Raw genomic sequence first — 26,161 nt, 5'->3', positions numbered from 1 at the left:
AGTGCCGATGACGGTGGAGCGCCGGACTGGCCGGCCTGCCAGGCAGGCCGTGCTGGTGCTGCTCGCCGCCGTGCTGACCTCGCTCGGGCTGGTCTTCGCGCTCCCCCCTGGCGATCCCGCCTCGGCGGCGGAGTCGCGCGGCGCGAACGCGACGATCGACTCCTCGGTCTCCAAGGCCGTGGCGCCGGTGCGCGCCGCGGGCAGGCTCGCCGCCGAGCCTTCGCTCCTGGGGGTGCACGGCCATGGTGACCTGCCCCTCTTCGGGACCGTCCCGCATGGGCCGGCGTCGACGGCGTTGCTCCGCCTCGGCGGACTCCGGTCCGAGACCACTCCTCCCTCGTACGCGGCGCATCGCCTCGCGCTGGGGGATCGCGCTCCTCCTTTCCCGGTAGCCGTCTGAAGCTCACGGGCACGTCTTCCGCGTGCCCGGACCGGGAGTCCGCGCGCCTTTCTTCGCGCGCGGGTGAATACATCGAGGAGAACCCTTCGTGCCGCGCGAAACCGCGCGGCGAGGCATGACCGGGCGGGCCGTAGTCTCGCTGGTCGTCCTCGCCGCGACCGTGTACCTGTTGCTGACCACCGCCCCGCGTCTGGGGCTCGATCTGCGTGGTGGCACGCAGATCGTGCTGGAGACCAAGGATTCACCCACCGCCACCGCGAACGCCGAGACCACCGACCGGACGCTCGAGGTGCTGCGCCGCCGGGTCGACGCGCTCGGCGTGGCCGAACCCATGCTGGCGCGCTCCGGGGACGACCGGATCATCGTCGAACTGCCCGGCGTACGGGATCCCCGCGAGGCCGTCGAGGTGATCGGCCGGACCGCGCAACTGTCCTTCCATCCCGTGCTCGGCGCCGCGACCGCTGATTCGCGCGTCCTTCCCGACGAGAGTGGCCGGCAGATCACGCTGGGGCCCGCCGCGCTGACCGGCGAAGGCGTCGACAAGGCGCTCGCGACGATGGACCCGCAGGGCGGCGGCTGGCTCGTTTCCGTTGACTTCAAAGGGGATTCCGGTCGTGCCTGGGAGCGGCTGACCGGGCAGGCCGCCTGTTCCCCGCCGGGTGATCCGGCCAGGCGGGTGGCGATCGCCCTCGACGACAAGGTGATCTCGTCACCCCAGGTGAGCCCGCAGGTCGCCTGCGGGGTCGGGATCGTCGGCGGGAGCACGCAGATCACCGGGCGGTTCTCCCCGGCCGAGGCGAAGGATCTGGCGTTGCTGATCAACGCCGGCGCGCTGCCGACCCCGGTCGAGATCATCGAGCAGCGCACCGTCGGCCCCACGCTCGGCGCCGCCGCCATCGACGCCAGCGCCCGCGCCGCGGTGATCGGGCTGGCACTGACCGCGCTGTTCCTGGTGGCGGTGTACCGGCTGGCCGGACTGATCGCGGTGGGCGCGCTGGTCGCGTACGCCGCCGTGTCCTACGCGGCCCTGCTCGCCGTCGGCGCGACACTGACCTTGCCGGGACTCGCCGGGTTCGTCCTGGCCATCGGCATGGCCGTCGACGCCACCGTGCTCGTCTTCGAACGGGCGAGAGAGGAGCACTCGGTCGACCGGGGCGGTTCGCTGCCGAGGTCGGTCGGCCGCGGGTTCAGTGGCGCGCTTTCGGCCATCGTCGATTCGAACGTGACCACCCTGCTCGCCGCCGGACTGTTGTTCTGGCTGGCGTCCGGTCCGGTGCGCGGCTTCGGCGTCACCCTGTCCATCGGCGTGGTGGTGGCCCTGTTCATCTCCCTCGTGCTCACGCGGTGGCTGTTGCATCTGACGATGCGGGGCGCGGTCGCGCGCGCACCGCGGATCTCCGGCCTCACCCACGAAGGCCGGGTCCGCCGGTGGGTGAACCGCCTCGATCCGGGTTTCCTCGGCCGTCCCCGGCGCTGGCTGACGGTGGCGGGTGCGATCGTCGTCGCGGCCGCCACTGGGCTGCTGGTGGCCGGGCCGAACCTCGGCGTCGAGTTCACCGGCGGCCGGGTGATCGAGTACGGCACTTCGGCGCCCGCCGACGTCGAACGGGTCAGGGACGCGGTTGCCGACGCCGGTTTCCCGCGCGCCGTCGTGCAGCTGTCCGGCGAGAGGGACATCTCGGTGCGCACCGAGCCGATCGACGAGGCCGCCACCGAGCGGATCCGGGCGGCCGTGGCCGGAGTCGCGGGAAACGCCACGGAGATCCGCGACGAGCAGATCGGCCCGAGCCTCGGCGCCGAACTGCGCACCAAGGCGATCGTCGCGCTCGGCCTCGCGGTGCTGGCGCAGCTGGCCTATCTCGCGGTGCGGTTCGACTGGCGGCTCGGCGTGGCGACGGTGGCCGCGCTCGCCCAGGACGTCCTGATCATCCTCGGGATCTTCGCGTGGCTGGGCAAGTCGATGGACGGCGTCTTCCTCGCCGCGCTGCTGACCGTGATCGGCTATTCGGTCAACGATTCGGTGGTGGTCTTCGACCGGGTACGGGAGGTCCGGGGACAGCGCCGCAAGGAGCCGTTCGCCCGCGTCGTCGGCACCGCGGTACTGCAGACGCTGCCCCGGACGATCAACACCGGGATCGGGGTGCTGTTCGTGCTCGGCGCGCTGCTGGTCCTCGGGGACGGGTCGCTGGCCGACTTCGCCCTCGCGCTCCTGCTCGGCCTCGTCGCCGGCACGGTGTCCACTGTGGCCACCGCGGGTCCCGTGGCCATCCTGCTCGACCGGCGGTGGCCGGGGGCCGGACGTCCGGTCAGGAAGCCTTCGCGGGCGCGAAAGCGCGACGACAACGGCGCGGTGGTGTGATCGGGGTTCCTTTGTGGACCGCCGCGCCCGCCCGGTCTCTATGCTCGTTCCCGGTGGCAGGGGAGTCCACCGGGAACGAGGGGCGGTAGATGATCCAGAGCGTGCTCGTCGGCGCGGTCGTCGTGCTGGCGTGGACGATGACGGCGGCGCGGCTGGAACGGTGGCAGATCACCGCGCCGATGGCGATGGTCGCGGCGGGGCTGGCGATCGGGTTCACCACCCGCAACGATCTCGGCAACGGGCTCAACACCGAGATCGCCCTTAACGTCGCGGAACTGATCCTCGCGCTGCTGTTGTTCGTGGACGCCACCGCGGTCAAGGGCGGCTACCTCGGCCACGACGGCAAGACCGCGGTGCGGTTGCTGCTGATCGCGCTGCCGCTGACGATCCTGATCGTGCTGGGCGTCGGCCTGCTGACGCTGCCGGGGCTCGGCTGGACGGCGGTCCTGCTGATCGCCTGCATCATCGCCCCCACGGATTTCGCGCCCGCGACGTCGGTGGTGCACGACGTCCGCGTGCCCGAACGCGTGCGGCATCTGCTGAACGTCGAAAGCGGCTACAACGACGGCGTCGTCGCGCCGGTGTTCATCTTCGCGCTCACCCTCGCGGGGAGCCGCCATCAGGCGAACACGCCGGGTGAAGCCCTGCAGGCGGCGATCCCGGCGGCGTTGCTGGCGGTGCTCGTGGGTTCCGTCGTCGGCGCGGTGGCGGCGGTGGCGATGAACGTGACGGGCAGGCACGGCTGGTCCACCCGGCATTCGGCCAGGGTCGCGGCCGTCGCGCTGCCGCTGCTGACCTACACCACCGCCGTCGCGATCGGCGGCAACGGCTTCGTCGCCGCGTTCATCTGCGGGATCGCCTACAAGGCCGCCCGGCACCCCGGCGAGGACGAACTCGGGCTGGCGGAGGACGTCAGCTCACTGTGCGGGCTGCTGATGTGGTTCGTGTTCGGCAGTACGGCGGTGCTGGTGCTGTCGTTCGGTCTCACCTGGGGTGTGGTGATCGTCAGCGCCGTCGCGCTCACCGTCGCCCGGCTGATCCCGGTCCTGCTCACCTTGCTGCGGACCGATTTCCGGTGGCGGGACCGGATGACCATCGGCCTGCTCGCGCCACGCGGAGCGGCGTCGATCGTGTTCGGGCTGCTGGCCTACAACTCCCTCGAAGGGGAGGCGGCGGACATCGCGTTGAGCGTGATGGTGGTGACCGTGCTGGTGAGCGTCGCCGCGCACGGGGTCGGGGCGTCGGCGTTCCTGAACCGCAAAGCCAAGAGGTCGTGAGCGGCAGGGTTCGCTGACATCGTTGGCATGTTGGGAAGCGAAGCCATTTGGCGCAGTTCTTCACTTGGTCTAGTCCAGTTACCGCTCTAACGTAGAGGGATGGAGCTGGAACTGCGCCACCTGCGCATCATGTGCGCGATCGCAGAACTCGGAAGCATCACCAAAGCGGCGAACACGCTCGGGATGGCGCAGCCCGCGTTGACCGCCCAACTGAAGCGCATCGAACGGACGCTCGGCGGGAAGCTCTTCCTGCGCGATCACACGGGGACCCGGCCGACGGCGCTCGGCCTTCTCGTCCTCGACCGGGCCAAGATGGTGCTCCCCGCCGTCTCGTCCCTGCACGACGAGGCGGCGCGCCTCGCCCAGCACTCCGGCACCGGCGAACCGGTCACGTTGCGGCTCGGCTCGGCGACGGGCCCGATGCTGGGGGCGCTCCTGCAGCGCCTCGGCACCACCCATCCGGACATCCACGTCGCCACGCATACGTCGTGGTCGGCCAACGAACTCGCGGGCATGACCGCCGAAGGCGCGATGGACTTCGCCTTCGTCGGCGTCTGCGGTGACGCCGCGCCGCCGCCGTCGCCCGGTCTCCGATGGCGGACGCTCGCGCATCATCCGGTCTTCGTGCTGATGTCGGCACGGGACGAGCGGGCACAGCACGACGAGGTGGAGCTCAGCGCGCTGGCGGACGAGCGCTGGTGCGCGACGCCGGGGGACGGCTGCTTCGGTGACTGTTTCGCCTCCGCGTGCGCCAGGTCGGGGTTCACCCCGCGATCGCTGTACGAGACCGATGTCCTGACCTGCATCGAGATGGTCGAATCGGGACACGCGGTGGTGCTGTGCCAGCCGCTGTTCCACGAGATCCCCGGCATCGTCGCCGTCCCGATCGCGGGAAACCCGCTGAGCTGGCGGAATCTCATCGGCTGGTCGGAACGCGGCGAGATGGGCCCGTTCGCCGCGGAGATGATCGCGCTGTCCCGCGTGGTGTACGGCGAACTGATCGACCGGCGGCCGACCTACTCCAAGTACCTCGAGCTGAACCCGGGTTATGGCGTCGACTACACCGACGCCGGGGTGCATTGAGCAGCGCGAACATCCTGAAAAGGTCCAGTCCACTGAGGTGGATATGATCTAAATGGTATGTACCATTCGCGGGAGGCTCCTCGTACGGTCGGGACTTGATCCCTTCCGGCAAGTTCCGAGGAAGCGTCTCAATGAACCGAAAGATCGTAGCGGCCGCCGCGGCGGCCATCGCCGGCGCCGGACTGGTCACGGCCGTCGCGCTGACGCCGAGCGCCAGCGCGGGCCAGACCGTCACGGCGGCGGGCCAGGTCCAGGCGGAGATCATCGCGGCACTGTCACGCGACCTGAGGATCAGCCCGGAGCAGGCTGAAACCCGCCTCGCGGACGAGCGGAAGGCGGCACTCGCCGACAGCGCCCTCAAGGCCCGGCTCGGTTCCTCCTACGCCGGGTCCTGGCTGGACGCGGCCGGGACGACGTTGACCGTCGCGGTCACCGACGCGGCCTTGGCGGACACGGTCCGCGCCGCGGGGGCCACCCCGAAGACCGTCGCGCGGAGCGCCGCCCAGCTCGACGCCGCCAAACTTTCCTTGGACATCAGGGGAACCAGCGCGCCGAAGACGGTGCCCGGCTGGTACGTCGACGCCACCACCAACTCGATCGTCGTCCTGGCCAACGCGGGTTCGGAGGCCGCCGCCCAGTCGTGGGCGACCGCGTCCGGCGTACGGGCCGACGCGGTGCGGGTCGAGACCAGCACCGAAAGCCCGGTTCCGCTGATCGACGTCATCGGCGGCAACGCCTACACCTTCGGCTCGGGCCGGTGCTCGGTCGGCTTCTCGGTCGAGGGCGGTTTCGTGACCGCCGGGCACTGCGGTACCACCGGCACCCGTACCTCGAACCCGAGCGGGACCGTGGCGGGCTCCAGCTTCCCCGGCAACGACTACGCGTGGGTCCGCGTGGACGCCGGCAACACGCCGCGTCCGCTGGTGAACCGCTACCCGGGCACCGTGCCGGTGGCGGGATCGCAGGAGGCCGCCATCGGCGCCTCGGTCTGCCGTTCCGGTTCCACGACCGGCTGGCACTGCGGCACCATCGAACAGAAGAACGCCTCGGTGAATTACCCGCAGGGCACCGTTTCCGGCCTCACCCGGACCAACGCCTGCGCCGAACCGGGCGACTCCGGCGGCTCGTGGCTCGCGGGCGACCAGGCGCAGGGCGTCACCTCCGGCGGTTCCGGCAACTGCAGTTCGGGCGGCACGTTCTACTTCCAGCCGATCTCGGAGATCCTGAGCGTCTACAACCTGCGCCTGGTGACGTCGGGCTCGAACCCGCCGTCCAGCACCACCGCCACCACCACGCCGACCGACCCGCCCACGGGAACCTGGGCGGCGGGCACCACCTACGCCGTGGGGGCGACCGTCACCTACAACGGCGTTTCCTACCGGGCCCTGCAGGCCCACACCGCTCAGGTCGGCTGGGAGCCGCCGAACGTCCCCGCCCTCTGGGCGCGCTCCTGACCGCCTAGCCGTCCGGGCCACACGCAGGGGTGCGCCCGGACCCCGACCGTCCCCGACGTCGTCCGTGCGTCGGGGGCGGTCCCTTTCGTGTGGGGTCGTGAGTGGTAAAGAGCGTTCTAACGACACTTGCCACTCACGACCCACACTTTCGTTTCAGTGCAGGACCTTCAGGCCCACCACGCAGGCCACGATTCCCACGATCAGCAGAATTCTGGCCAGGGAAACGGTTTCCGCGCCCGACCACATGCCGTAGCCGACGGTGAGCGACGCCCCGATCCCGACCCAGACCGCGTAGGCGGTGCCGACGGGAAGGTCCTTCATCGCGTAACCGAGGCCCACCATGCTCGCCACCAGCGTCACGCCGAAGATCACCGACGGCGTCGGCCGGGAAAGTCCTTCGGACCTGCCGAGGGCGGTGGCCCACACGGCTTCCAGCACACCCGAAACGATCAGCACAAGCCAGGACATGAGGCGCTCCCAGAGCGCCGTCTTGTCGCTGGCCGGGTACGGCACCCACTCGTCCGGGGACCTCGATCACGAGGTTCCGTACCCAGGATCGCACAAGGACCGGGGGAGAGTGGATCCGCGTCGCGCTCCCTCAGCCCGACAGCAGGGTGCGCGTGGTCTTGATGACCAGGTCGACGGCCCGCGGTGGTGGCGCCTCGCCGCGGTCGAGGTGCCGCCGTATCGCGGCATAGGGCAGGTCCACGAGGGCCAGCATCAGTTCGTCGGTGCTCCGGCCGGTCAGCGGGCGCAGCCGTCGCACCACCTTGCCGATCGCCGCGTCGAGGCGACGGTTGGCCTCGTCGGCGCGCGCACGGTCTTCGGCGGTCCAGTCGTCGACGCCGAGCGCGCGGGTTCCTTCGTAGAGCAGTTTCCCCTCGGCGGGATGGGCCCGGCACCAGCGGACGACCTGTGCCGCGGCCTCGATGGCGGCTTCCACGGGCGGTTCGCGGTCCAGGGCTTCGAGGTATTCCTGCTGGAAGCGGGTCAGGGTGCGGAGCCAGATGGCCGCGAGCAGGGCCGGCCGCCCGGGAAAGCGGTGGTAGATCGACCCGCTCGGGGCACCGACCTCGCGGGCGACGGCCGACATGCTCACCGCGCCGATCCTCTTGGCGGCGAAGATCCGGATCGCGGCGTCGAGGAAGTCGTCGGCGGTGTGCCGCGGTGGCCGTCCCATTTTCAGAGACTATCCTCTACTATGGTTTTAGGGGAAGGTCTCTAGAACTGGGAGGCGCGATGCGCGTATGGAACAGGCATTCCCGGATCGTCGCCGTGTCACAGGAGCGCGTCGGCGCCCTGATCGACACGCTGGCCGGTGACGACGATCGGCTGTGGCCCGTGGCCGCGTGGCCGCCGATGCGGTTCGATCGGCCGCTCTCGGTGGGGGCCGACGGCGGGCACGGGCCGGTGCGGTACCTGGTCGAGTCCTACGAACCGGGGAAGGCGGTGCGCTTCCGCTTCACCGCCCCGCGCGGGTTCGACGGGTTCCACGAGTTCACCCTGCGCGCGGCGGGAAAGGGGGAGACCGAACTCGTGCACCTCATGGTGTTACGACTCCGGTATCCCGCTTGGTACACCTATCCGCTGCTGTGGCGGCCGATGCACGACGCCTTGCTGGAGGACGGCCTGGACCGCGCCGAGCGTGAGCTCACCGGCACGGTACGGACACCGGCGCGCTGGAGCCCTTACGTCCGGCTCTTGCGGAACCTGATCTCCGGCAAGAGGTCCTTGCGCTTGAGCACGAACAACGTCCCGCCGATCAGCCCGACGGCGAGCAGATAACCCAGTGCCAAGGACACCGCGCCGCCGTTCGCGGGCGGGAGGAGCACCCCGAACAGCGCGCTGATCCCGGCGAGGATCCAGCGGCCGCGGCTGGTCGTGAGGCTCACGGCGAGCAGTGCGACCGTCCACAGGAGATACCACGGCTGCACGACCGGACCGAGGACCAGCATCGCGGCGAAGGTCAGGCCCGCGCCGTAGAGCGGATGCAGCTTCTCCCTGTAGGTGAGCCACAGCAGCCTGGCCCCCACGGCCAGGCCGAGGATGGCGCCGATGAGCGAGAACACCTTGATCGCGCCGTCGGTCAGGTCCGCGCCGAAGAGCTTGCCGACCCCGCCGACGAGGAAGCCGAGTTCGTTGGTGGGCGCCATCCAGCTGTGGACCTGCCCGGAAACCCCGGAAAGCACCCGGACCCAGCCGAAGCCGAGCCCGCTGCCGAGGGAGATCGCCACGGTGACCGCGGCGAACCCGGCGGGCAGCCCCAGCGCAACCGCCACCCGGCCCGCGGGGGTCGCCCGGCGGAACAGGTCGACGCCGACGAACAGCAAAGCCGCGACGGCCACGATCTTGACGTTCGCCGCGGCGCTCACCGCGATCACGCCGGCCGCGATCAACGCGGGCCGGGCGGCGCCGGTCCTCGCCGCGCCCATGAGGACGAGTTCCAGTCCGGCGACCATCAGGCCGACCATGAGCCCGTCGTTGTGCACGCCCGCCACGACGTGCCACAGCACCAGCGGGTTGAGCAGGGCCAGCCACAGCGCGATCGACGGCGACACCCCGGCACGGCGGGCGAGCCGGGGGAGCGCCCACGCCATGAGCGCGATCCCCGCCAGTCCCAACAGGCGGTGCAGCAGCACCGTCGGGACCAGGTCGTCCCCGGCGATCCCGGCGATCGTGCGGGCCAGCGCGACGAACGCCGGCCCGTACGGCGCGGGCGTGTCCCGCCAGTAGTGGCTGACCGCCAGCGTCACCGGGGAATCGGCGCCGAGCGCCTCGGCCGGTCCGACCAGATACGTGTCGAAGCCCTTGGCCGCGATCAGCCCCTGTGCCAGGTAGCTGTTGATGTCGCCGCTGAAGAGCGGGCGCGCGGCCAGCAGCGGCACGCACCACGAGACCGCGATCCAGTACAGCCGCCGCTCCGGCAGCCCGGCGGCGAGCCGTCCGATGCCCAGCCAGGACAGCACCAGGGTGGCCATCCCGGTGACCCCCAGCGCCACCACCAGGACCGAGGGCAGGCCGATCCCGGACGTGACCAGCACCAGCACGACGATTCCGGTGAATCCCGCCCAGTGGAGTGTCCGGAGGTTCAGCCCGGTCTTCTCCGGCGCGGGCAAGACGTTCTGCATGCGGTCAAACTACTCCAAGTGCGGAAACCGGTTCCGCCGATCGTCCGAGAAACGGGCGCTCGAGGCTTCGGCCCCGTCCCGGCCGGGTACCCCTGCCCTGGAGAGGTGGTGGTGGGCGTGAAGAAACGCTGGGTGCGTCTCGGCGCGTTCGCGGTGATCGGGCTCCTGATCGTCGCCGCGGCGCTGCAGATCACCGGGCTGCTACCGAAGCTCGACCCGTTCGGAACGTCCACTGTGGACCGTTCGCAGCCCGCGGTGCTCCAGGCCGTCCGCGATCTGAGCCAGTATCACGCGGCGGCCGGTGACTACCAGGTCGTCGTCGACATCGAGAAGGACGTCAAGTGGGTGCCCGCGAGCATCGCCGGGGAGCGGACCCTGTTCGTGGCCGCGGGAACGGTCGACGCCTACCTCGATTTCGGTCCGCTGGTGGAGAATTCGCTCACCGTCTCGGAGGACCGGCGCTCGGTCGAGGTGCGGTTGCCGGAACCCCGGCTGGCGAAACCCAATCTGGACCACGAGCGCAGCTACGTCTTCGGCCAGGAGCGCGGCCTGATCGACCGGCTCGGGGCACTGGTGTCCGTACCGGATCAGCGGCAGTTCCATCTCGCCGCGGAGAAGCGGATCGCCGAAGCCGCGCAGCATTCCGGTCTGCTCGAACGCGCCAAGGCCAACACCAAGTCGATGCTCACCGGGATGCTGCGGGCTCTGGGCTTCCAGGTGACGTTCCCCGGGGAGCCGACGACCTGACCTCTCGCACGTGGCTTCGTACGCGGATGAAGCAGAGCGCGCCCCAAGCACTCATCGCCGCACGATGATTGTCCGCGAACGTGCTGTGCTCACCGCGGCGCCTTGACCGCGCCACCGCGTACTGGTGGGCTGGCAGGGTCGACTGGGAGGCGCGATGGTGACGAAGCCGAGGCATACCCTGACCTATACCGAGCCGCTCGCCACCGGAGAGGTCTCGATCGACGCCCCGCCGGAGACGGTGTACCGGTTGATCAGCGACCCCGTCGCGATGGCCGAATGCGCCGAGGAACTCCGCAAGGCCCGCTGGATCCGCGGCGCTACCGAGGCCGCCGTCGGGAACTGGTTCTCCGGCAGCAACCGCAACGGCCTGCGGCGCTGGGTGACCCACGCCGAGATCATCGAAGCCGAACCGGGGCGCCGGTTCGCCTACCGGGTGCGCACGCCGTTCTTCGTGCCGATTTCCCGCTGGGAATACGAGATCAGGCCCGAGGGCGACGGCAGCCGGGTCACCGTGACCAACTGGCTGCGGGTACCGCCGTGGTTCATCCCGCTCGCCATCCTCATCACCGGTCAGTCCGATCGCGCCGGGACCAACCGGGCCAATATCGCCACCACCTTGGAGCGGGTGAAGGCGCGGCTCGAAGGCCGGGAATGGCGCGTTTAGCGGGCTAAACGCGAGGGTGCTGCATGCCGCGCTTCTCGAGTTTGCGCATCACCGGGCCGGACAGCAGGCCGTGCACGAGGACAGACACCGCGATCGTGAGCGCCGTGACGCGCCAAAGGGTGTCGGCCATCGGGAAATCGCCGTGCCCCAGGGCGTAGGACAGGTAGTAGAGACTCCCGATCCCGCGGATGCCGAAGAAGGCGATCGCCGTCGCCGCCGGGCGGGTGGTGGCGCCACCGAGCAGGGCCAGTCCGCCGAACAGCGGGCGCACGACGACCACCGCCACCACCGCCACGAGGATCTCGACGAGGCGCAGATCGGCCAGAAGCCCGTCGCCCAGTACGACACCGAGACCGAGCAGGGCCAGCGCGACGAAGAGCCGTTCCAGCTGATCACCGAATTCGTGCAGCACCCCGTGGTACTCGTGGGAGCGTTCGCTGGCGCGGATGGTCGCGGCGGTGGTGAACACCGCGACGAAGCCGATCCCGCCCAGCCATTCGCACAGCGCGAAGGGGAGGAACGCGATGGCCAGCACTACCAAGCCGTCGGAGTACTCGCCCAGCCGCAGCCGCTCGTGCCGCACGCGGAACATGAGCCAGGACAGCAACCGGCCGCAGGCGAGACCCACCAGCACGGCGACCGCGAGCGGCACGACGACCTCGGTCAGCAGCCACGGCACGGGAGAGGTGCTCGCCGTTCCGGCCAGGACGAGCGCCACCAGCACGAACGGCATCGCCAGTCCGTCGTTGAGCCCGGCTTCCGAGGTGAGGGTGAACCTGATCTCGTTGTCCGCGCCCCGGCCGTCGTCGGTATGCGGCGCGGGGACCTGGACGTCGCTCGCCAGCACCGGATCGGTCGGTGACAGGACGGCGCCCAGCAGCAGCGCGGCCGCCGGGGACAGGGCGAGCGCCCACCAGCCGAGCAGAGCCACCGCGCCGACCGACAGCGGCAACGTGATCGCCAGCAGCCGCCAGGTCGAGTTCCACGATCGCCAGCCGATCAGCCGGTCGGACTTGAGCCCGGCGCCCACCAGCGACACCAGGACGCCGAGTTCGGTGATCACCTCGACAGCGCCCACATGCGACCGCGGGTCGAGCACGCCCTGGCCGTACGGGTATCCGAGCGGGAGCAGCCCGAAGATCAGCCCGCCCACCAGCAGGACCAGCGGCATCGACAGCGCGCGTTCGTGCAGCAGGTTCGGCAGCACCGCGGCGCACAACGCCAGAACGCCTGCCCCGGCGAGCAAGATCTCCATCCGGGCGGGGTACCCGGCGAAGACCTCGCGCAACCGGCGAACCGGTACGGGCGAGTGTCCACTTTGGGCGCATCCAGAGGACTAAACGCGGGCCGCCTTGGCGTAGCGTCGGGCCAGCGAGGCGAACGCCTCCTTGAGTTCCGGGGGCCCGACGACCTCGATGTCCGCGTCGAACCGCCCGATGCTCGCCGCCAGCCCGGCCCAGGACCACGAGCCGAGCACGAGCCGGCATCGGTCCGGCCCGAGTTCCTCGACGACGCCGTCGCGGACGTAGTGCGAAACGGTGGTGGCGGGGAGATCGAGGATCACCTCTCCCCGGCACGGCCAGTCGCCGGAGCCGTCGGAGCCGCGGAACCTGCTCGCGACGAACGTGGCGACGTCGTCGGCGGGCAGGTCGCGCGGCGTGAACCGCGGGCCCGTCGGCGTCCGCGGCGTGATCCGGTCGGCCCGGAAAGTGCGCCAGTCCTCGCTGTCGCGGTCCCAGGCGACGAGGTACCAGCGGCCGTGCCAGGTGACCAGGTGGTGCGGTTCCACCCGGCGCGGCGGCGAAGCGCCCGCGTAGTCGAAGCGCAGGATCTCGCGGGCGTGCACGGCCGCGCCGAGCGTCAGCAGGACGTCGCCGTCGACGCGGGGATCCGCGCGGTTCGCGGGCGACTCGACGGCGGTGACGCGCAAGGTGTCGATCCGGCGCCGCAACCGCGAGGGCATCACCTGCCGGACGGTGTGCAGCGCCCGCATGGCCGCTTCTTCGATCCCCGCGCCGCTGGTGGTGGCGATCTGGAGCGCGACGGCCAGCGCGACCGCCTGCTCGTCGTCGAACAGCAGCGGCGGCAGCTCGGAACCGGCGTCGAGCCGGTAGCCGCCGTCGGGCCCCTTGATGGTCGCGATGGGGTAGCCGAGCTCGCGGAGCCTGTCGACGTCGCGCCGCACCGTGCGCGGGCTGACGTCCAGCCGTTCGGCCAGCAGCGCCCCCGGCCAGTCGCGGCGCGCCTGCAGCAGCGAGAGCATCGACAGCAGACGGGCGGAGGTCTTCGGCATGCCTTCCATCTTGCCGCGAGTAGAGGCCACAACCTGTCCTCTACCCCTGCGAGAGTCCTCGTGTGCCAGAAAACGACAACCCGGAGGGCCCGATGACCGCCACCATCCTCGACGCCGAGCGCGCCGACCTGATCGAAGCCCTCGACACCGTCCGCGCCACGCTCACCGGCACCGTCCGGGGCCTCACCGACGACCAGCTCGGCGAGCAGCCGACGGTCAGCGAGCTGTGCCTCGGCGGCCTGCTCAAGCACGTCGCGTCGATCGAGGAGATGTGGCTGCGGTTCGCCGTCGAGGGACCGTCCGCGATGACCTACGACCTGCCGGACGGCGTCACCTGGGCCGACCTCGGCGCCGGGACCGCCCGCGAGTTCCCGCAGTGGGCGATCGACCACCGGAACAACTTCCGGATGCTGCCCGGCGACACCCTCGCGGGGATCCTTGAGCAGTACGCGCGGATCGCCGCGCGGACGACGGAGATCATCGCCTCGATCCCCGACCTGTCCGCGACGCATCCGCTGCCGGAGGCGCCCTGGAACGAGCCGGGCGCGGTGCGCAGCGTGCGCCGGGTGCTGGCGCACGTGATCGCCGAGACCGCGCAGCACGCCGGGCACGCCGACATCCTGCGCGAGAGCATCGACGGGCAGAAGTCGACCTAAGGTGCCTCGTGAGTGGTAATGACGGTTAGAACCGTCATTACCACTCACGAGACCGTACTCACAACAAACCGCCGCCCTATTGCTCTCCACCGCACCAAACTGCTGGTTAAGACCATGAAAACGCAACGATCTGCTCATATCGGCGGTGCGAAACGGCAGGTATCGTCGTCGGTATGAAGATCGCCGTCCACCAGGGCCCGTACGCCGAACTGCCCGGCGCGGTCGCGGCGTCCGGCGCCGATCTCGTGATCGCCGCCGAAATGATCACCACCGGCTATCACATCGGCGCCAGGTCCCACGTGCTCGCGGAACCGGCCGACGGCCCCACCGCGGCCCGGATGTCCGCGCTGGCCAGGGAAACCGGTGTCGCGCTGGCCTACGGGTATCCCGAGTCCGACGGTGGCCGCGTCCACAACAGCGTCCAGCTGATCGACGCGGCCGGGCGGCGCCTGGCGAACTACCGCAAGACACATCTGTTCGGCGACATCGACCGGTCGTGGTTCGAGCCGGGCACCGAGGCCGTCGTGCAGGCCGATCTCGGCGGCATCCGGGTCGGCCTGCTGATCTGCTACGACCTCGAATTCCCCGAACTGGTGCGGGCGCACGCGTTGGCAGGGACCGAACTGCTCGTGGTCCCGACGGCGCTGATGAGCCCGTACGAACTGGTCGCCGAAACGCTGGTTCCCGCCAGGGCCTACGAGAGCCAGCTGTTCGTCGCCTACGCGAACCGCTGCGACACCGAACAGGAACTGACCTACTGCGGCCGCTCCTGTGTCGTCGCCCCGACCGGGGAAGTGCTCGCTCGCGCCGGCGGCGGCACGGAGCTGATCAGCGCCGAAGTCACCCGCGAGGCACTCGTCGCGTCGCGGCGGGAGAACACCCACCTGGCCGACCGACGGCCCGAGCTGTACCGGACACTGACCGACCAAGGAAGCACCGTATGACGTCCGCCGTTCCGACCGCGATCCACCACGACGAACCGGCCGGACGGCCGATCACGATGTTCGGCCCCGATTTCCCGTTCGCCTACGACGATTTCCTCGCCCATCCGGCCGGGCTCGGCTCACTTCCGGCCGAGCGGCACGGTACCGAGGTCGCGGTGATCGGCGGCGGGCTTTCGGGCATCGTCGCCGCGTACGAGCTGATGAAACTGGGCCTGCGGCCGGTGGTCCACGAGATCGCCGAGATCGGCGGCCGCCTGCGCACCGTCCGGTTCCCCGGCTGCCCGGACGACCTCGTCGCGGAGATGGGCGCGATGCGCTTCCCGCCGGCGTCCACCGCGCTCTTCCACTACATCGACAAGGTCGGCCTGGAGACGACGCCGTTCCCGAACCCGCTGGCACCCGGAACGCCGAGCACGGTCGTCGATCTCAAGGGGGAGAGCCACTACGCGCGTACCGCGGACGAGCTTCCCGCGGTGTTCGGCAAGGTCGCGGCCGCCTGGGACAGCACGCTGTCCGAGCAGGCCGCGTTCGCCGAGATGCAGAAGGCGATCCGCGACCGCGACACGAAGACGATCAAGCGGCTGTGGAACGAACTCGTGCCGAGGCTGGACAACCAGACGTTCTACGGTTTCCTCTGCGACTCACCCGCGTTCGCCTCCTTCCGCGATCGCGAGATCTTCGGGCAGGTCGGCTTCGGCACCGGTGGCTGGGACACCGACTTCCCGAACTCCATCCTGGAGATCCTCCGGGTGGTCTACACTGGCGCCGACGACGAACACCGCAGCATCACCGGCGGGAGCAGACAGCTTCCCTTGCGGCTGTGGGAACACGCGCCGGAGAACCTCGCGTTCTGGCCCGCCGGAACGAGTTTGAGCACGCTGCACGGCGGACGGCCGAACCCCGGCGTCGCCCGGTTGCACCGCACCGCGCCGAACAACATCACGGTGACCGACACCGAAGGCCGGATCCGCACCTATCCCGCGGCGGTGTTCACCGCGCAGAGCTGGATGCTGCTGTCGAAGATCGAATGCGACGAGGCACTGTTCCCGATCGACCACTGGACGGCGATCGAGCGCACGCACTACATGGAGTCGTCGAAGGTCTTCGTCCCGGTCGACCGGCCGTTCTGGCTCGACAAGGACCCCGCGACCGGACGCGACACGATGAGCATGACGCTGACCGACCGCATGCCGCGCGGCACCTACCTGCTCGGCGACGACCCGGACGCGCCCGCGGTGATCTGCCTGTCCTACACCTGGGCCGACGATTCGCTGAAGTGGCTGCCGCTTTCGGTCTCCGAGCGGGTCGAGGTGATGTTGCAGTCCCTGCGGGAGATCTACCCTGGCGTCGACGTCCGGCGGCACATCATCGGCGACCCGGTGACGGTGTCCTGGGAGGCCGAACCGCATTTCATGGGCGCTTTCAAGGCCAACCTGCCCGGCCACTACCGCTACCAGCACCGGCTGTTCACGCATTTCATGCAGGACAGGCTGGACGAGCGCCATCGGGGCCTTTTCCTGGCGGGTGACGACGTTTCGTGGACGGCGGGCTGGGCGGAAGGCGCGGTCCAGACGGCGCTCAACGCGGTGTGGGGCGTGCTGCACCACTTCGGCGGCGAGACGGATCCGGCGAACCCGGGGCCGGGGGACGTCTACGACGACATCGCGCCCGTCGAGCTGCCGGACTGAGACCGGCGAACCAGCCGTCCCGTGCCGAGCGTGAGCAGTACGCCCAGAACCGCGCCGACGGTGTTCATCAGCCAGTCGTTGGTGTCGCAGGCGCGGCCGATCGCGGGAACGAGCGCCTGCAGCGCTTCGATCACGGCGGACAGTCCGGAGCCCGCCGCGAGCGTCGTCAGCGGCCGCCTCGTCGCCAGCGTGGCGAAGTAGGCCAGTGGCAGGAACAGCGCGACGTTGGCCAGGAGTTCCACGGTGCCCAGCGTCGGCATGGCGAACTGGACCGTGCACAGGATCCCGTCGATCCGGTTCGCGGTGGGTACCAGCGTCAGCGCGAAGACCGGCAGGAGGCTCAACCCCGCCAGCGCCCACAGGATCCGGCGCTTGCGGGCCGATCCTACGAGCACGCCCGCTCACGCGGTGAACACGACCTCCGCTGCGGGCACCACCCGCAGCCTGCCGCCAGGGTGGATCGCGGTGCTCAGCAGGAGGTTGTGCCGGGCGATGACCTGTTCGGCGGTCAGTCCAGTGGTCGGATCGCCGTCGGCCGACGGAGAGTGGCCGTCGCCGACCAGCACTACGTCCAGACCGTGGCTCTGCGCGGACCGGGCGGTCGCGTCGACGCAGTAGTCGGTGGCCAGCCCGGTCAGCACCACGGTGTCGACGCCCCGATCGACGAGCAGTCCCGCCAGGCCGGTGCGGTAGAAGGAATCCGTCGCCGTCTTGTCGACCACCACGTCGACCGGTTCGAGGCCGAGCAGCGAGCTGACCCGGGTGCCCGGTGAGGAAGGATCGAAGTCGGTACCGGCGGCGCCGATCTGCCGCAGGGCGATCACCGGAACGCCTTTCGCGCGGGCCCTGCGCGCCAGTGCGGCGATCCGGAGAGCCAGTTCCTCGCCACGCCACACCAGGGGAACGAGCATGTCCTGCAGGTCGACGATCAGCAGCGCGGCCTTCATGTCCGGCAGCCTAGGGGAGCGCGGCGGGTGATTCGGCCTCCGGGATGAGCAGGCGCGGGTCACCCGTGCCGTCGGCGGCGACCGCCCACACGTCCGAGTGCGCCGGTGAACGGGGCAGCGCGTAGGCGACGGTGCGGTCGTCGAGCCAGGCGGGTTGGTCGTCGACGCTGCGGGTCTCGCCGAGCGGGGTGACGGCGCCGGTGGCGAGGTCGAGCACCGAGATCCGCCAGCCCTTGACCGGATCGCCGTCGATCGCGGCCTTGTAGGCGACGCGGGTCTCGTCGGGGGAGAGGGACGGGCATTCCACGTTGTCCCGCAGCGTCTTGACGGTACGGGCCTTGACGTCGCCTTCGACGAGATACCGATGGGAACCGGTGGACATCGTGGCGTAGAACCGGTCCGGGCGCCGGGTGAAGGTGACGCCCCAGAAGTTGACGTCCACCGCCCGGTACGGCGCGCCGTCCACGGTCACGGCGAAGTCCTCCAGCGTCGCTTCGACGTCGCCGGTGGTGAGGTCGAGGATGCCCGCGCGAGTGGAGAACCGGCCGCCGTTGTAGGAGTCTCCGGAAACGAAGACCGTCCACCCGAGACGGCGTCCGTCGGGCGAGACCCTGGCCCGGTTGGGCACCCCGACCAGCGGGATCTCCTGGGTGACCGTGAGACCGCCGTCGAGGACGGCGAGCTGATAGGTGGTCAGCCCGGTCTCCGGGCGCAGGCAGATCCCGGTGCCGCCCGCCGCGTGCACCCGGCTGCAGGTCACGGTCGACACCGCGCGTGGCCCGCCGGGATCCGCCGTGGCGACACTGGACACGTGCCCGCGGTCGGCGTCGGCGGTGCTGCGGAACAGCAGTCGCGGCCCGGTGAGGGTGACGGCGCCGCTGGTGCCCGCCGACGCGGTGCCCGGATTTCGCGCCACCCCGACGTAGATCACGGCTGCCGCGGCCAGCGCGAGCACTCCGGTGACGGCCAGCAGCGTGCGGGTGCGGGTGTTCACGGTCGGCCTTCCTGCCTGGCGTCGTCTTGACCACCCGCGGGCGTGTCCACTGTGGACACGCCCGCGGGGATCGGCCGGTTACTGCCACACACTCGTGATCGGCGGCTTGTTCGCCGCGTTGGCGATGCCCGGAAGGCCGAAAGCGGCCTCCATGGTGCGCAGGATCGAGTAGTGGTTGATGGATTCGCCGTAGTTCCCCGGCTTCACGTGGGCGCCGACGAAGGTGGTGAAGATCTGGTTCACCGACGTCCCGCTGTCCTCGTCGAAGGTGACGATCAGCAGGCTGTTGTGCGTCTTCGCCCACTGGGCGTAGGCGTCCAGGTTGCTCTTCAGCCATTTGTCGCCCGTGTCGACGGAGCAGTCGTGCATGTCGCTGCAGAGGTCTGGGGTCACGAAGGCGACGTGCGGCAGTTTCGTGAAGTCGGACGGGAAAGCGGAGAACCGCTTGTTCGCCGACGCCGGGACGTTGCTGAAGCTCACCCAGCTGTTGTGCTTGCGGGCGTACTTGCCCTTGGTGCAGCCCGTGTAGCCGTCCGACGGCATGCTTTCGGCGTAACCGGTGAACGTCTTGCCGATGCCTGCCAGCTGGGAGGCGATGTTCTCCTTGTTCCCCAGGTCCTGGCACTTGTTGCTGTCCACGCCATGGGTCGAACCCGCGAACTGGGCGATGTAGTTCGGCTGGCTCGGGTGCGTCGTCCCGTACGCCTTGGTGAACTTGGCGCCCTGTGAGGCGAGCTTGGCGAAGTACGGGGCCTTGGAGCTGCCGTTGATCTCCTTGTAGTCCTTGTTCTCGAACATCACCAGCACGATGTGGTCGAACGCGGGCACCTTCGCCGCCGCGGGCACCACCGCGGCCGTGGTGGTGCCCTGGTGCGACACCATCGTGGCCGCGGCCACGCCCGCCGCCGCCACGGCGGCGACCGCGATGCGTTTCCAGAACATGAAACCTCCTGGGGTCAAGGATCGGACTTCGACGACCGGCCATCGGGTTCAGCGGCGCTCCGCGGCGGTGACAAGGTAAGACATCGGATGTCTTGATGTGCATCTAAACCGTCCGGAGCCCCTCTGCCCACCAAGGTCGCCCGACTGGAGCAATCGGGCGGAGGAAATCGAGGCAAAACCGGCGTGGGCTGACATCGAATCGTGCAAACCTGCATCATGCACTTACGCGTGGCGAGCCGAAAAGGAACGGCGCACGCCCATGGTTAAACTCGAAGTCGTGAAGTCCTTTTCGTCGAGACCGGCCGGATACACGATCGGGGAACTTTCCGCGATCGTCGGGATGTCGCCGCGCAATATCCGGGCGCATCAGACGAGGGGATTACTGCCGCCGCCGGTGCGGCACGGCCGGTCCGCCTATTACGGGCCGGTTCATCTACGGCGGCTGGAACGGATCACCACGCTGCAGGAACAAGGCTTCAATCTGGCTTCCATCGCGGCGATGCTGGGCACGGCCACCGCGGATCCGGGCACCGCGCGGACGAGTGCGGCGCTGGCCGAGATCGCCCGCGTCCAGCCGCCGGTCTTCTGCGCGCTGGAACGGCACGGTCTGCTCGGCCGGGACGATTCGGGGGCGGCCGCGATCGCGCGGCCGCCCGTCGCGCAGGCGGTCGCGGAGCTGGCGGGAGCCGGGATCCCGCCGGTCGACGTCCTGCGGTTCCTCGGGCAGCTCATGGACCGGATGGCGCCGGTGGCCGACGCTGTCGTCGGTGCGGCCGCGGAGCGGCTGACGGTGGCGGATTCGCCCTCGGGCGGAGCTTCGCCCGACCTGGGATCCTCTCTCGCGGACTTCCTGGTAAGCGCTTTCAGAACGGCCGTCGAGAACGCGGTCGAACTCACATTTCCAGGCAGGGGACCAGGGAAACGGCGGTCGAGGTAGCGGTCGGTTCGCGCCGGGAACGGCGATCGGCCGGTGACCTCGTCCCGTTTATGTCATGAACGTGTAACAGTCAGGCCGACGCGATAAGGCCGGTTCACCTCCCCATTATCTTCAAACAAACTCCTCGGCCGATCGGCCGAGGAGAAATGGCTTTCCGGCCGATGTGCCGAGGAGGAACGGCGGCCCCCGGACGGCGGGAACGAGGGCCGCCGTTGGTCAGCTTCGCCGCAGAGTGATCTGATCTATCAGCGTTCCGTCCGCGCTGATCGCCCGGACTTCCAGCCCCGCCGGCGTGCCGCCCGCGGCCGGGACGACGTCGACGGCCACCAGGCTGTAGCCGCGGAACCGCACCCGGGACCAGGTGACCTTCTTGGTCGTACTGTGCCCGTCCTCGTACGAGAACTTCATCGGGATGGGGGAGTCGTTGGCGGTCTCGTGCCCGAGATAGGTGTCGGGAGCGGGGAACTCGGAGACGCTGTCCCCGCCGCCGCCGCCCGCGGTGATGTAGGTGGTGCCGTCCTTGACCGGGTTCGCGGTGCCCCGCGACGGGAGCTTCTTGGTGGCCTTGCCCGCGCGGATCGGGTCGGTGCGCTCGTAGATGTGGTTGTGCCCGTTGAGGACCAGGTCGACCTGGTACTTGTCGAACAGCGGCGCCCAGTCCTGCTGCGCGCCGAGTTCGGCCCCGTTGGAATGACAGGTCGAGTACGTGCACTGGTGGCAGTACACGACGACGAAGTCGATCGTGGGGTCCGCGCGGAAGGCCTTGAGGGTCTTCTCGAGCCACGAGAGCTGCTTGCCCTTGGTGTAGCCGAGGTTGGACGGGCTGTTGTAGCAGACGTCGTTGCCGTCGAGGCTGATCATGCCGACGTTCTGGTAGCGCCAGGAGTAGATGCAGGTGGAGCCGCTCCAGGCGTTGTCCGGCATGGTGAAGCGGGCCCGGACGCCGCCGTAGCCGTCCGCGGAGTACCAGCCCTCCATCTCGTGGTTGCCGAGCGCCATCATCCACGGGATCCGCGAGGTGACGGGCTCGTTCTGGACGAAGAAGGAGTCCCACAGCCGCGCGTCGTAGGTGTCCTCTTCCGGATGCCCGCCTTCGCCGGTGAGGGCGTAGCTCAGATCGCCCATGGCGAGGTGGAAGGCGGGGTCCAGGCCCGCGATCAGGCTGCTCGTCGCGACGGCGTTGTAGCCGACGCCCTGATCGCCGAACGCGGTGAAGGTGAACGCGCCGTCGCCGCCCGCCGCCGGGGCGGTGTGGAAGGTGGCCATGTCGGCGAGCCTGCCGCCGGTGGCCGGGTCGTAGCCCTGATGGCCGACGACGTAGTAGTAGGTGGTGTCGGGGAGCAGCCTGTCGAGCCGGGCGTGGAGGTAGTACTGCGTGATCGCCTTCGGGGCGTTCGGCGGGACCTCCTCCACGGGGTGCTGCCACGACATCTGACTGGTCAGCGCCCGCACCTCGGCGGCGATGGGCGGACTGAAGTCGCCGGGGACGGTGCCGATCCGGATGAACGGCGCGGTCACCGCCGCGGGGACCTGCCAGGAGACGACGACCTGCTGGGCCGGATCGGCGCCGAACGCGATATGCCGTCCGAACGGCCGCAGCGCCGAGCCCGCGGTCTTGTCGGCGTTGAGCAGCACGGTCGGGCCGGGTGACGCGGTGGCGGTGCCGGGGAGCAGGACACCGCCCGCCGCGAGCGCGGCACCGCTGACCGCGCCCACCCGGAACAGGGTCCGCCGTGAGTACTCGTTGACGAATTTGTCGTGCTTCTCGGCAAGGCTGAGCCGACGATAGGCTTGAGACCTGCGGTTTCGGGGAGTCTCAGACATGATCTGAAGTTAAGAAGGCTTCTTAACTATGTCAACGGGTGAACACGACTTCCGTTCTCACCTGCATCGAACCGTGCAAGCTTCCGGCCGGTGGTGGGTCGTGAGTGGTAATGAGGGCTTGGGTTCTAGTGGTCGTCGCAACATCTGATGTGGAGGTGTTGTGATGGCTGGGTTTCGTCGTCGTTGGTTGCTGCGGGATGTGCGGGCGGGGTTTTGGGATGGGGTCCGGGCCGGGTTGTCGGTGGAGCGGGCAGCGGTGGCCGTGGGCGTGTCGCGGGCCAGTGGGAGACGGTTGTTCGACGAGGCTGGCGGCGTGCTCAGTAATGCGCCGAAGTCTGGATCGGGCCGCTATCTCTCGCTGGCCGAGCGGGAGGAGATCATGATCCTGTGGGCCCAGCGGGTGCCGAAAGCGGAGATCGCGCGCCGGCTGGGCCGGGATCGCTCCACGATCGGGCGGGAACTGGACCGCAACAGCACCGGGCAGGGCTATCGGGCCAGTTCGGCTCAGCGCGCGGCCGAGGAGCGGGCGACACGACCGAAACCGGCGAAGCTGGCCGCCGACCCGGTGCTACGGGACAGGGTCCAGGCGGATCTGCGGGCACGATGGTCGCCGGAACAGATCACTGCCAGGCTGGTCCGGGACTTTCCCGACCAGCCGAGGATGCACGTGAGTCACGAGACGATCTACCAGGCCATCTACGTCCAAGGACGAGGCGCGCTGCGGCGTGAGCTGGCGCAGTGTCTGCGGACCGGGCGAGCGATCCGCCGACCGCGGCGGATGCCTGACGGGCGCCGGACCCGCCAGGGCAAGATCGCCGGGATGGTCCCGATCTCCGAACGCCCCGCCGAAGCCGCGGACCGGGCGATCCCGGGCATTGGGAAGGCGATTTGATCATGGGCAAGGACAATCGTTCGGCGATCGGGACCCTGGTCGAACGCTCGACCAGGTTCTGCCTGCTGCTGCACCTGCCCGGCGGGAAAGACGCCGCTACCGTCGCCGAGGAGATGATCAAGACAATCCAGCGGCTGCCCGCCGAGCTACGCCGGTCACTGGCCTGGGACCAAGGCACCGAAATGGCCCAGCACGCCCAGATCACCCTCGCCACCGACCTCGACATCTACTTCTGCGACCCACACGCACCCTGGCAACGCGGCTCCAACGAGAACACCAACGGACTGCTCCGCCAGTACTTCCCCAAAGGCACCGACCTCGCCACACATACCCCCGAAGACCTCGCGAGGGTGGCCGCCGAACTCAACGGCCGCCCCCGCAAAACCCTCGACTGGGACACCCCAGCCGAACGACTCAACAAGCTACTGTCCTCATACGAGCACGTTGCGACGATCGCGTGAATCCACCGGGTTCTAACCGTCATTACCACTCACGAGCGGGCAAGCGAGGCTGGGAGCGTCAGACGAGTTCGGAGGAGACGACCGCGGGCAGCTCCCGCAGCCGTTCCAGCAGGGCCTCGACCTCGGCTTCCTCGACCAGGAGCGCGCACGTCATCGTGCTTTCCCGCACCCCGTCGCGGACGTCGACCGAGAGATCGTGGACCAGCCCGCCGTGCCGCGCGAGCGCGTCGACCAGGCCGGGGATCTGTTCGACGCCGCCGACGAAGTAGGTGGCGATCCGGCGGCGGACCATCAGCGACGAACGAGGGGCGGGAACCGAAAAAGTGGTGAGCGACATCGTGGGTCTCCAGGAGCGGGAACGGACTGGCCAGAGGGCCAGGTCCCGGGAAGATGTCCCGTGTCGACGGGTCGCCGGACTGCGCGCCGGCGACCTGGTTTCAGCCGGCGCGCTGGACTACTACGAGTCGGGTGAAGCGCTGCATGGGCGAAAGGCTAGCACGCCACCGGAGGACGTCAACGGCTACAACCGCAACCGGGGGCCTTGCTCACGGATGTGCGCGGCCGAGCCGCAATCCAGATCGAGTTGCCGCCTCCGCTCCGCGGCGAAGGCGCGCCCCAACGCCGTACGGTCCGAAGTGGACATCGTGCGGCGGAGTTCGTTCAGCAGGCCGCGCTCCTCGGCCCTGATATGCGCGTCGACCGAGTTCTCCAGTGCCATCAAGGCTTTCTCGGAGTCGGTGGACTCCAGTACCGCCAGCAGTTCGTCGGCGAGACCACTCTCCGTCCCATCAGGACGGACGATCCGGTCCGTCGCGGTGACGTGGGCGACCAGGGTCGCCGACAGCTCCGCGACCAGTGCCGGGCGATCGGCCTCGTCGTTGCGGAGGTCCCGGAACAGCTGCTCGATCCGGCGGTGATCGGCCAGGACGACCTCGACCAGGTCGGAGCCCGGGGGAGCGGCGGCGGGTCCCGGCCGCATCCAGCCGAACGTCAGTTCCACGGCCTGGCGCCAGTGCGCGTATTCGCTGTCGCGGCGGGCAGGGTTCATCGACGGCAGCCACTGCCCGGCGCGGTGCCAGTTCCGGCGCAGCCCCTCCAGGTCCGGCCAATACCCGACCGACAACCCGGCCGCGTACGCCGCGCCCAGCGACACCGTCTCGGCGACCATCGGGCGGACCACCGGCACGTCGAGGACATCGGCGACGAACTGCATCAGCAGATTGTCGGCGGTCATCCCACCGTCCACTTTGAGCGTCGACAGCGCGAGCCCGGAATCGGCGTTCATCGCGTCGACGACCTCGCGTGTCTGCCAGCCCGTCGCCTCCAGCACGGCCCTGGCCAGGTGTCCCTTGGTGATGTACGACGTCAGCCCGGCGATCACGCCGCGCGCCTCGCTGTGCCAGTGCGGCGCGAACAGGCCCGAAAAGGCGGGCACGATGTAGCAGCCGCCGTTGTCCTCGACCGTACGGGCCAGCGTCTCGATCTCGGGCGCGCTGCCGATCAGTTCCAGCCCGTCGCGGAACCACTGCACCAGCGACCCGGTGACGGCGATCGAGCCTTCCAGCGCGTACACGGCGGGTTCGTCGCCGATCTTGAAGCCGACCGTCGTCAGCATGCCGTGCGTCGAGAGCACCGGCGTCGGACCGGTGTTGAGCAGCAGGAAGCTTCCCGTGCCGTAGGTGCACTTCGCCTCGCCGGGCGCGAAGCAGGTCTGGCCGAACAGCGCCGCCTGCTGGTCCCCGAGCGCCGCCGCGATCCGGATCCCCGGCACCACCCGCGACGTCGTCCCGTACACCTCGGTCGACGGGCGGATCTCCGGCAGCATCGCGCGCGGGACGTCGAAGAACTCCAGTAGTTCGTCGTCCCACGACAGCGTCCGCAGGTTCATCAGCATGGTGCGGGAGGCGTTGGTGACGTCGGTGACGTGGACGCCGCCATCAGGTCCACCGGTGAGGTTCCAGATCAGCCAGCTCTCGACCGTGCCGAACAGGACGTCGCCGCGTTCGGCGCGTTCCCGCAGGCCAGGAGTCCGTTCGAGCATCCACCGGATGCGGGGCGCGGAGAAGTACGTCGCCAGCGGCAGCCCGCACAGCTGCCGGACGCGGTCCGCGCCCGGCTCGCGGGCGAGTTGTTCGAGCATCGCGTCGGTGCGGGTGTCCTGCCAGACGATCGCGCGCCCGACCGGGTTGCCGGTGTGCCGGTCCCACAGCACGGTGGTCTCCCGCTGGTTCGCGATGCCGAGGCCGACCACCTGCGCGGCTTCGGCGCCGGCGTCGGCCAGCGCCTGCGGCACGATCCGGCCGACGTTGCGCCAGATCTCCGTCGCGTCGTGTTCCACCCAGCCCGGCCGCGGGAAGTGCTGCTGGTGCTCGCGCTGCGCGACCGACACCAGCCTGCCGCGCGCGTCGAACAGGATGCACCGTGTCGAAGTGGTGCCCTGGTCGATCGACATCACATAGCGCTGGACCACG

24 protein-coding genes, 1 pseudogene and 1 riboswitch are annotated in these 26,161 nt (G+C 69.7%); of the genes and pseudogenes, 13 read left to right on the top strand and 12 right to left on the bottom strand.

Annotation, left to right across the window (positions count from 1 at the left end; translation table 11 throughout):
* The first annotated feature begins 7 nt into the window (after positions 1 to 7).
* The 5 genes from SD37_RS24190 (at position 8) to SD37_RS24170 (ending at position 6,573) form a co-directional block, all read left to right on the top strand.
* The gene (locus tag SD37_RS24190) at positions 8 to 400 is read left to right on the top strand and encodes a hypothetical protein (RefSeq protein ID WP_236725101.1); all 393 of its coding nucleotides are present in this window, start codon (positions 8 to 10) and stop codon (positions 398 to 400) included.
* An 88-nt stretch (positions 401 to 488) separates the two neighbouring features.
* Entirely contained in the window at positions 489 to 2,759 is a 2,271-nt protein-coding gene (gene secD / locus SD37_RS24185) for a protein translocase subunit SecD (protein WP_174567850.1), read from the top strand.
* A gap of 89 nt (positions 2,760 to 2,848) precedes the next feature.
* Complete coding sequence (locus tag SD37_RS24180) at positions 2,849 to 4,036, top strand: cation:proton antiporter domain-containing protein (protein WP_044851784.1); 1,188 nt, start codon at positions 2,849 to 2,851, stop codon at positions 4,034 to 4,036.
* Between the two features lie 99 nt (positions 4,037 to 4,135).
* Positions 4,136 to 5,119 (top strand): LysR family transcriptional regulator, encoded by a 984-nt coding sequence (locus tag SD37_RS24175; RefSeq protein WP_044851785.1) that lies wholly within the window; start codon positions 4,136 to 4,138, stop codon positions 5,117 to 5,119.
* 131 nt (positions 5,120 to 5,250) lie between these two features.
* Positions 5,251 to 6,573, top strand: coding sequence for a carbohydrate-binding protein (locus SD37_RS24170; RefSeq protein WP_044851786.1), 1,323 nt, complete (start codon positions 5,251 to 5,253; stop codon positions 6,571 to 6,573).
* Between the two features lie 153 nt (positions 6,574 to 6,726).
* On the opposite strand, the gene SD37_RS24165 is transcribed toward SD37_RS24170, so the two are convergent.
* Together SD37_RS24165 and SD37_RS24160 are read right to left on the bottom strand one after the other, a co-directional pair.
* The gene (locus tag SD37_RS24165; RefSeq protein WP_037310189.1) at positions 6,727 to 7,041 is read right to left on the bottom strand and encodes a DMT family transporter; all 315 of its coding nucleotides are present in this window, start codon (positions 7,039 to 7,041) and stop codon (positions 6,727 to 6,729) included.
* An 11-nt stretch (positions 7,042 to 7,052) separates the two neighbouring features.
* Positions 7,053 to 7,121: riboswitch (guanidine-III (ykkC-III) riboswitch) on the bottom strand.
* 50 nt (positions 7,122 to 7,171) lie between these two features.
* Positions 7,172 to 7,753 carry a TetR/AcrR family transcriptional regulator gene (locus tag SD37_RS24160; protein WP_044851787.1) on the bottom strand — a complete coding sequence of 194 codons (582 nt, stop codon included), beginning with the start codon at positions 7,751 to 7,753 and terminating at the stop codon, positions 7,172 to 7,174.
* Between the two features lie 59 nt (positions 7,754 to 7,812).
* On the opposite strand from SD37_RS24160, the gene SD37_RS42120 reads away from it, so the two are divergent.
* A complete protein-coding gene (locus tag SD37_RS42120; RefSeq protein ID WP_083255070.1) occupies positions 7,813 to 8,358 on the top strand; it encodes a hypothetical protein in 546 nt (181 codons plus the stop codon).
* On the opposite strand, the gene mptB is transcribed toward SD37_RS42120, so the two are convergent.
* Complete coding sequence (gene mptB, locus SD37_RS24150) at positions 8,262 to 9,701, bottom strand: polyprenol phosphomannose-dependent alpha 1,6 mannosyltransferase MptB (RefSeq protein ID WP_044851788.1); 1,440 nt, start codon at positions 9,699 to 9,701, stop codon at positions 8,262 to 8,264. The genes SD37_RS42120 and mptB overlap by 97 nt on opposite strands.
* 111 nt (positions 9,702 to 9,812) lie before the next feature.
* Here mptB and SD37_RS24145 point away from each other — a divergent pair, with 111 nt between their 5' ends.
* Together SD37_RS24145 and SD37_RS24140 are read left to right on the top strand one after the other, a co-directional pair.
* A complete protein-coding gene (locus SD37_RS24145; RefSeq protein ID WP_044851789.1) occupies positions 9,813 to 10,448 on the top strand; it encodes a DUF4230 domain-containing protein in 636 nt (211 codons plus the stop codon).
* A 154-nt stretch (positions 10,449 to 10,602) separates the two neighbouring features.
* Positions 10,603 to 11,112, top strand: a complete 510-nt coding sequence (locus SD37_RS24140; protein WP_044851790.1) for an SRPBCC family protein — start codon at positions 10,603 to 10,605, stop codon at positions 11,110 to 11,112.
* Between the two features lie 4 nt (positions 11,113 to 11,116).
* Here SD37_RS24140 and SD37_RS24135 read toward each other — a convergent pair whose 3' ends face one another.
* Complete coding sequence (locus SD37_RS24135; RefSeq protein ID WP_044851806.1) at positions 11,117 to 12,367, bottom strand: cation:proton antiporter; 1,251 nt, start codon at positions 12,365 to 12,367, stop codon at positions 11,117 to 11,119.
* 81 nt (positions 12,368 to 12,448) lie between these two features.
* On the bottom strand, positions 12,449 to 13,405 hold the full coding sequence (locus tag SD37_RS24130) for a helix-turn-helix transcriptional regulator (RefSeq protein ID WP_044851807.1): 957 nt from the start codon (positions 13,403 to 13,405) through the stop codon (positions 12,449 to 12,451).
* A 92-nt stretch (positions 13,406 to 13,497) separates the two neighbouring features.
* Here SD37_RS24130 and SD37_RS24125 point away from each other — a divergent pair, with 92 nt between their 5' ends.
* From SD37_RS24125 to SD37_RS24115, 3 genes are all read left to right on the top strand, one after another.
* Positions 13,498 to 14,061, top strand: a complete 564-nt coding sequence (locus SD37_RS24125; protein WP_044851791.1) for a DinB family protein — start codon at positions 13,498 to 13,500, stop codon at positions 14,059 to 14,061.
* 173 nt (positions 14,062 to 14,234) lie between these two features.
* Entirely contained in the window at positions 14,235 to 15,005 is a 771-nt protein-coding gene (locus SD37_RS24120; protein WP_044851792.1) for a carbon-nitrogen hydrolase family protein, read from the top strand.
* Positions 15,002 to 16,693 (top strand): flavin monoamine oxidase family protein, encoded by a 1,692-nt coding sequence (locus SD37_RS24115; protein ID WP_044851793.1) that lies wholly within the window; start codon positions 15,002 to 15,004, stop codon positions 16,691 to 16,693. The genes SD37_RS24120 and SD37_RS24115 overlap by 4 nt, the downstream gene beginning before the upstream one ends.
* Here SD37_RS24115 and SD37_RS24110 read toward each other — a convergent pair.
* From SD37_RS24110 to SD37_RS24095, 4 genes are all read right to left on the bottom strand, one after another.
* Complete coding sequence (locus SD37_RS24110; protein WP_083255069.1) at positions 16,657 to 17,088, bottom strand: VanZ family protein; 432 nt, start codon at positions 17,086 to 17,088, stop codon at positions 16,657 to 16,659. The two genes, SD37_RS24115 and SD37_RS24110, sit on opposite strands and share 37 nt — an antisense overlap.
* A gap of 6 nt (positions 17,089 to 17,094) precedes the next feature.
* A complete protein-coding gene (locus tag SD37_RS24105; protein WP_083255068.1) occupies positions 17,095 to 17,640 on the bottom strand; it encodes an isochorismatase family protein in 546 nt (181 codons plus the stop codon).
* 10 nt (positions 17,641 to 17,650) lie between these two features.
* Positions 17,651 to 18,634, bottom strand: coding sequence for a TolB family protein (locus SD37_RS24100; protein WP_044851794.1), 984 nt, complete (start codon positions 18,632 to 18,634; stop codon positions 17,651 to 17,653).
* Positions 18,635 to 18,712: 78 nt separating this feature from the next.
* Positions 18,713 to 19,576, bottom strand: coding sequence for an alkaline phosphatase family protein (locus SD37_RS24095; protein ID WP_044851795.1), 864 nt, complete (start codon positions 19,574 to 19,576; stop codon positions 18,713 to 18,715).
* Positions 19,577 to 19,853: 277 nt separating this feature from the next.
* Between SD37_RS24095 and SD37_RS24090 the strand changes: the two genes are divergently transcribed.
* The gene (locus SD37_RS24090) at positions 19,854 to 20,513 is read left to right on the top strand and encodes a MerR family transcriptional regulator (protein WP_044851810.1); all 660 of its coding nucleotides are present in this window, start codon (positions 19,854 to 19,856) and stop codon (positions 20,511 to 20,513) included.
* A gap of 216 nt (positions 20,514 to 20,729) precedes the next feature.
* Here SD37_RS24090 and SD37_RS24085 read toward each other — a convergent pair whose 3' ends face one another.
* Positions 20,730 to 22,337: a purple acid phosphatase family protein gene (locus SD37_RS24085; protein WP_044851796.1), complete on the bottom strand. Its 1,608-nt coding sequence runs from the start codon at positions 22,335 to 22,337 to the stop codon at positions 20,730 to 20,732.
* 163 nt (positions 22,338 to 22,500) lie between these two features.
* Here SD37_RS24085 and SD37_RS24080 point away from each other — a divergent pair.
* Positions 22,501 to 23,690, top strand: a pseudogene (locus tag SD37_RS24080) (IS30 family transposase).
* Positions 23,691 to 23,748: 58 nt separating this feature from the next.
* Here SD37_RS24080 and SD37_RS24075 read toward each other — a convergent pair.
* A complete protein-coding gene (locus tag SD37_RS24075; protein WP_044854785.1) occupies positions 23,749 to 24,027 on the bottom strand; it encodes a hypothetical protein in 279 nt (92 codons plus the stop codon).
* Between the two features lie 183 nt (positions 24,028 to 24,210).
* Positions 24,211 to 26,160, bottom strand: coding sequence for a glycerol kinase GlpK (gene glpK / locus SD37_RS24070; protein WP_044854786.1), 1,950 nt, complete (start codon positions 26,158 to 26,160; stop codon positions 24,211 to 24,213).
* Between the last annotated feature and the right edge of the window lies 1 nt (position 26,161).

The organism is Amycolatopsis orientalis (assembly GCF_000943515.2).
GTDB classification, from domain to species: Bacteria; Actinomycetota; Actinomycetes; order Mycobacteriales; family Pseudonocardiaceae; genus Amycolatopsis; species Amycolatopsis orientalis.
Note: the sequence above shows the minus strand (reverse complement) of the source record. Positions and strands in the feature narration are given on the sequence as shown.

Excerpts from the sequence above, each read along its gene's own strand:
- SD37_RS24190 (WP_236725101.1), top strand. The coding sequence starts at position 8 with ATGACGGTGGAGCGCCGGACTGGCCGGCCTGCCAGGCAGGCCGTGCTG.
- SD37_RS24180 (WP_044851784.1), top strand. The coding sequence starts at position 2,849 with ATGATCCAGAGCGTGCTCGTCGGCGCGGTCGTCGTGCTGGCGTGGACG.
- SD37_RS24175 (WP_044851785.1), top strand. The coding sequence starts at position 4,136 with ATGGAGCTGGAACTGCGCCACCTGCGCATCATGTGCGCGATCGCAGAA.
- SD37_RS24170 (WP_044851786.1), top strand. The coding sequence starts at position 5,251 with ATGAACCGAAAGATCGTAGCGGCCGCCGCGGCGGCCATCGCCGGCGCC.
- SD37_RS24165 (WP_037310189.1), bottom strand. The coding sequence starts at position 7,041 with ATGTCCTGGCTTGTGCTGATCGTTTCGGGTGTGCTGGAAGCCGTGTGG.
- SD37_RS24160 (WP_044851787.1), bottom strand. The coding sequence starts at position 7,753 with ATGGGACGGCCACCGCGGCACACCGCCGACGACTTCCTCGACGCCGCG.
- SD37_RS42120 (WP_083255070.1), top strand. The coding sequence starts at position 7,813 with ATGCGCGTATGGAACAGGCATTCCCGGATCGTCGCCGTGTCACAGGAG.
- mptB (WP_044851788.1), bottom strand. The coding sequence starts at position 9,701 with ATGCAGAACGTCTTGCCCGCGCCGGAGAAGACCGGGCTGAACCTCCGG.
- SD37_RS24140 (WP_044851790.1), top strand. The coding sequence starts at position 10,603 with ATGGTGACGAAGCCGAGGCATACCCTGACCTATACCGAGCCGCTCGCC.
- SD37_RS24135 (WP_044851806.1), bottom strand. The coding sequence starts at position 12,367 with ATGGAGATCTTGCTCGCCGGGGCAGGCGTTCTGGCGTTGTGCGCCGCG.
- SD37_RS24130 (WP_044851807.1), bottom strand. The coding sequence starts at position 13,405 with ATGCCGAAGACCTCCGCCCGTCTGCTGTCGATGCTCTCGCTGCTGCAG.
- SD37_RS24125 (WP_044851791.1), top strand. The coding sequence starts at position 13,498 with ATGACCGCCACCATCCTCGACGCCGAGCGCGCCGACCTGATCGAAGCC.
- SD37_RS24120 (WP_044851792.1), top strand. The coding sequence starts at position 14,235 with ATGAAGATCGCCGTCCACCAGGGCCCGTACGCCGAACTGCCCGGCGCG.
- SD37_RS24115 (WP_044851793.1), top strand. The coding sequence starts at position 15,002 with ATGACGTCCGCCGTTCCGACCGCGATCCACCACGACGAACCGGCCGGA.
- SD37_RS24105 (WP_083255068.1), bottom strand. The coding sequence starts at position 17,640 with ATGAAGGCCGCGCTGCTGATCGTCGACCTGCAGGACATGCTCGTTCCC.
- SD37_RS24095 (WP_044851795.1), bottom strand. The coding sequence starts at position 19,576 with ATGTTCTGGAAACGCATCGCGGTCGCCGCCGTGGCGGCGGCGGGCGTG.
- SD37_RS24085 (WP_044851796.1), bottom strand. The coding sequence starts at position 22,337 with ATGTCTGAGACTCCCCGAAACCGCAGGTCTCAAGCCTATCGTCGGCTC.
- SD37_RS24075 (WP_044854785.1), bottom strand. The coding sequence starts at position 24,027 with ATGTCGCTCACCACTTTTTCGGTTCCCGCCCCTCGTTCGTCGCTGATG.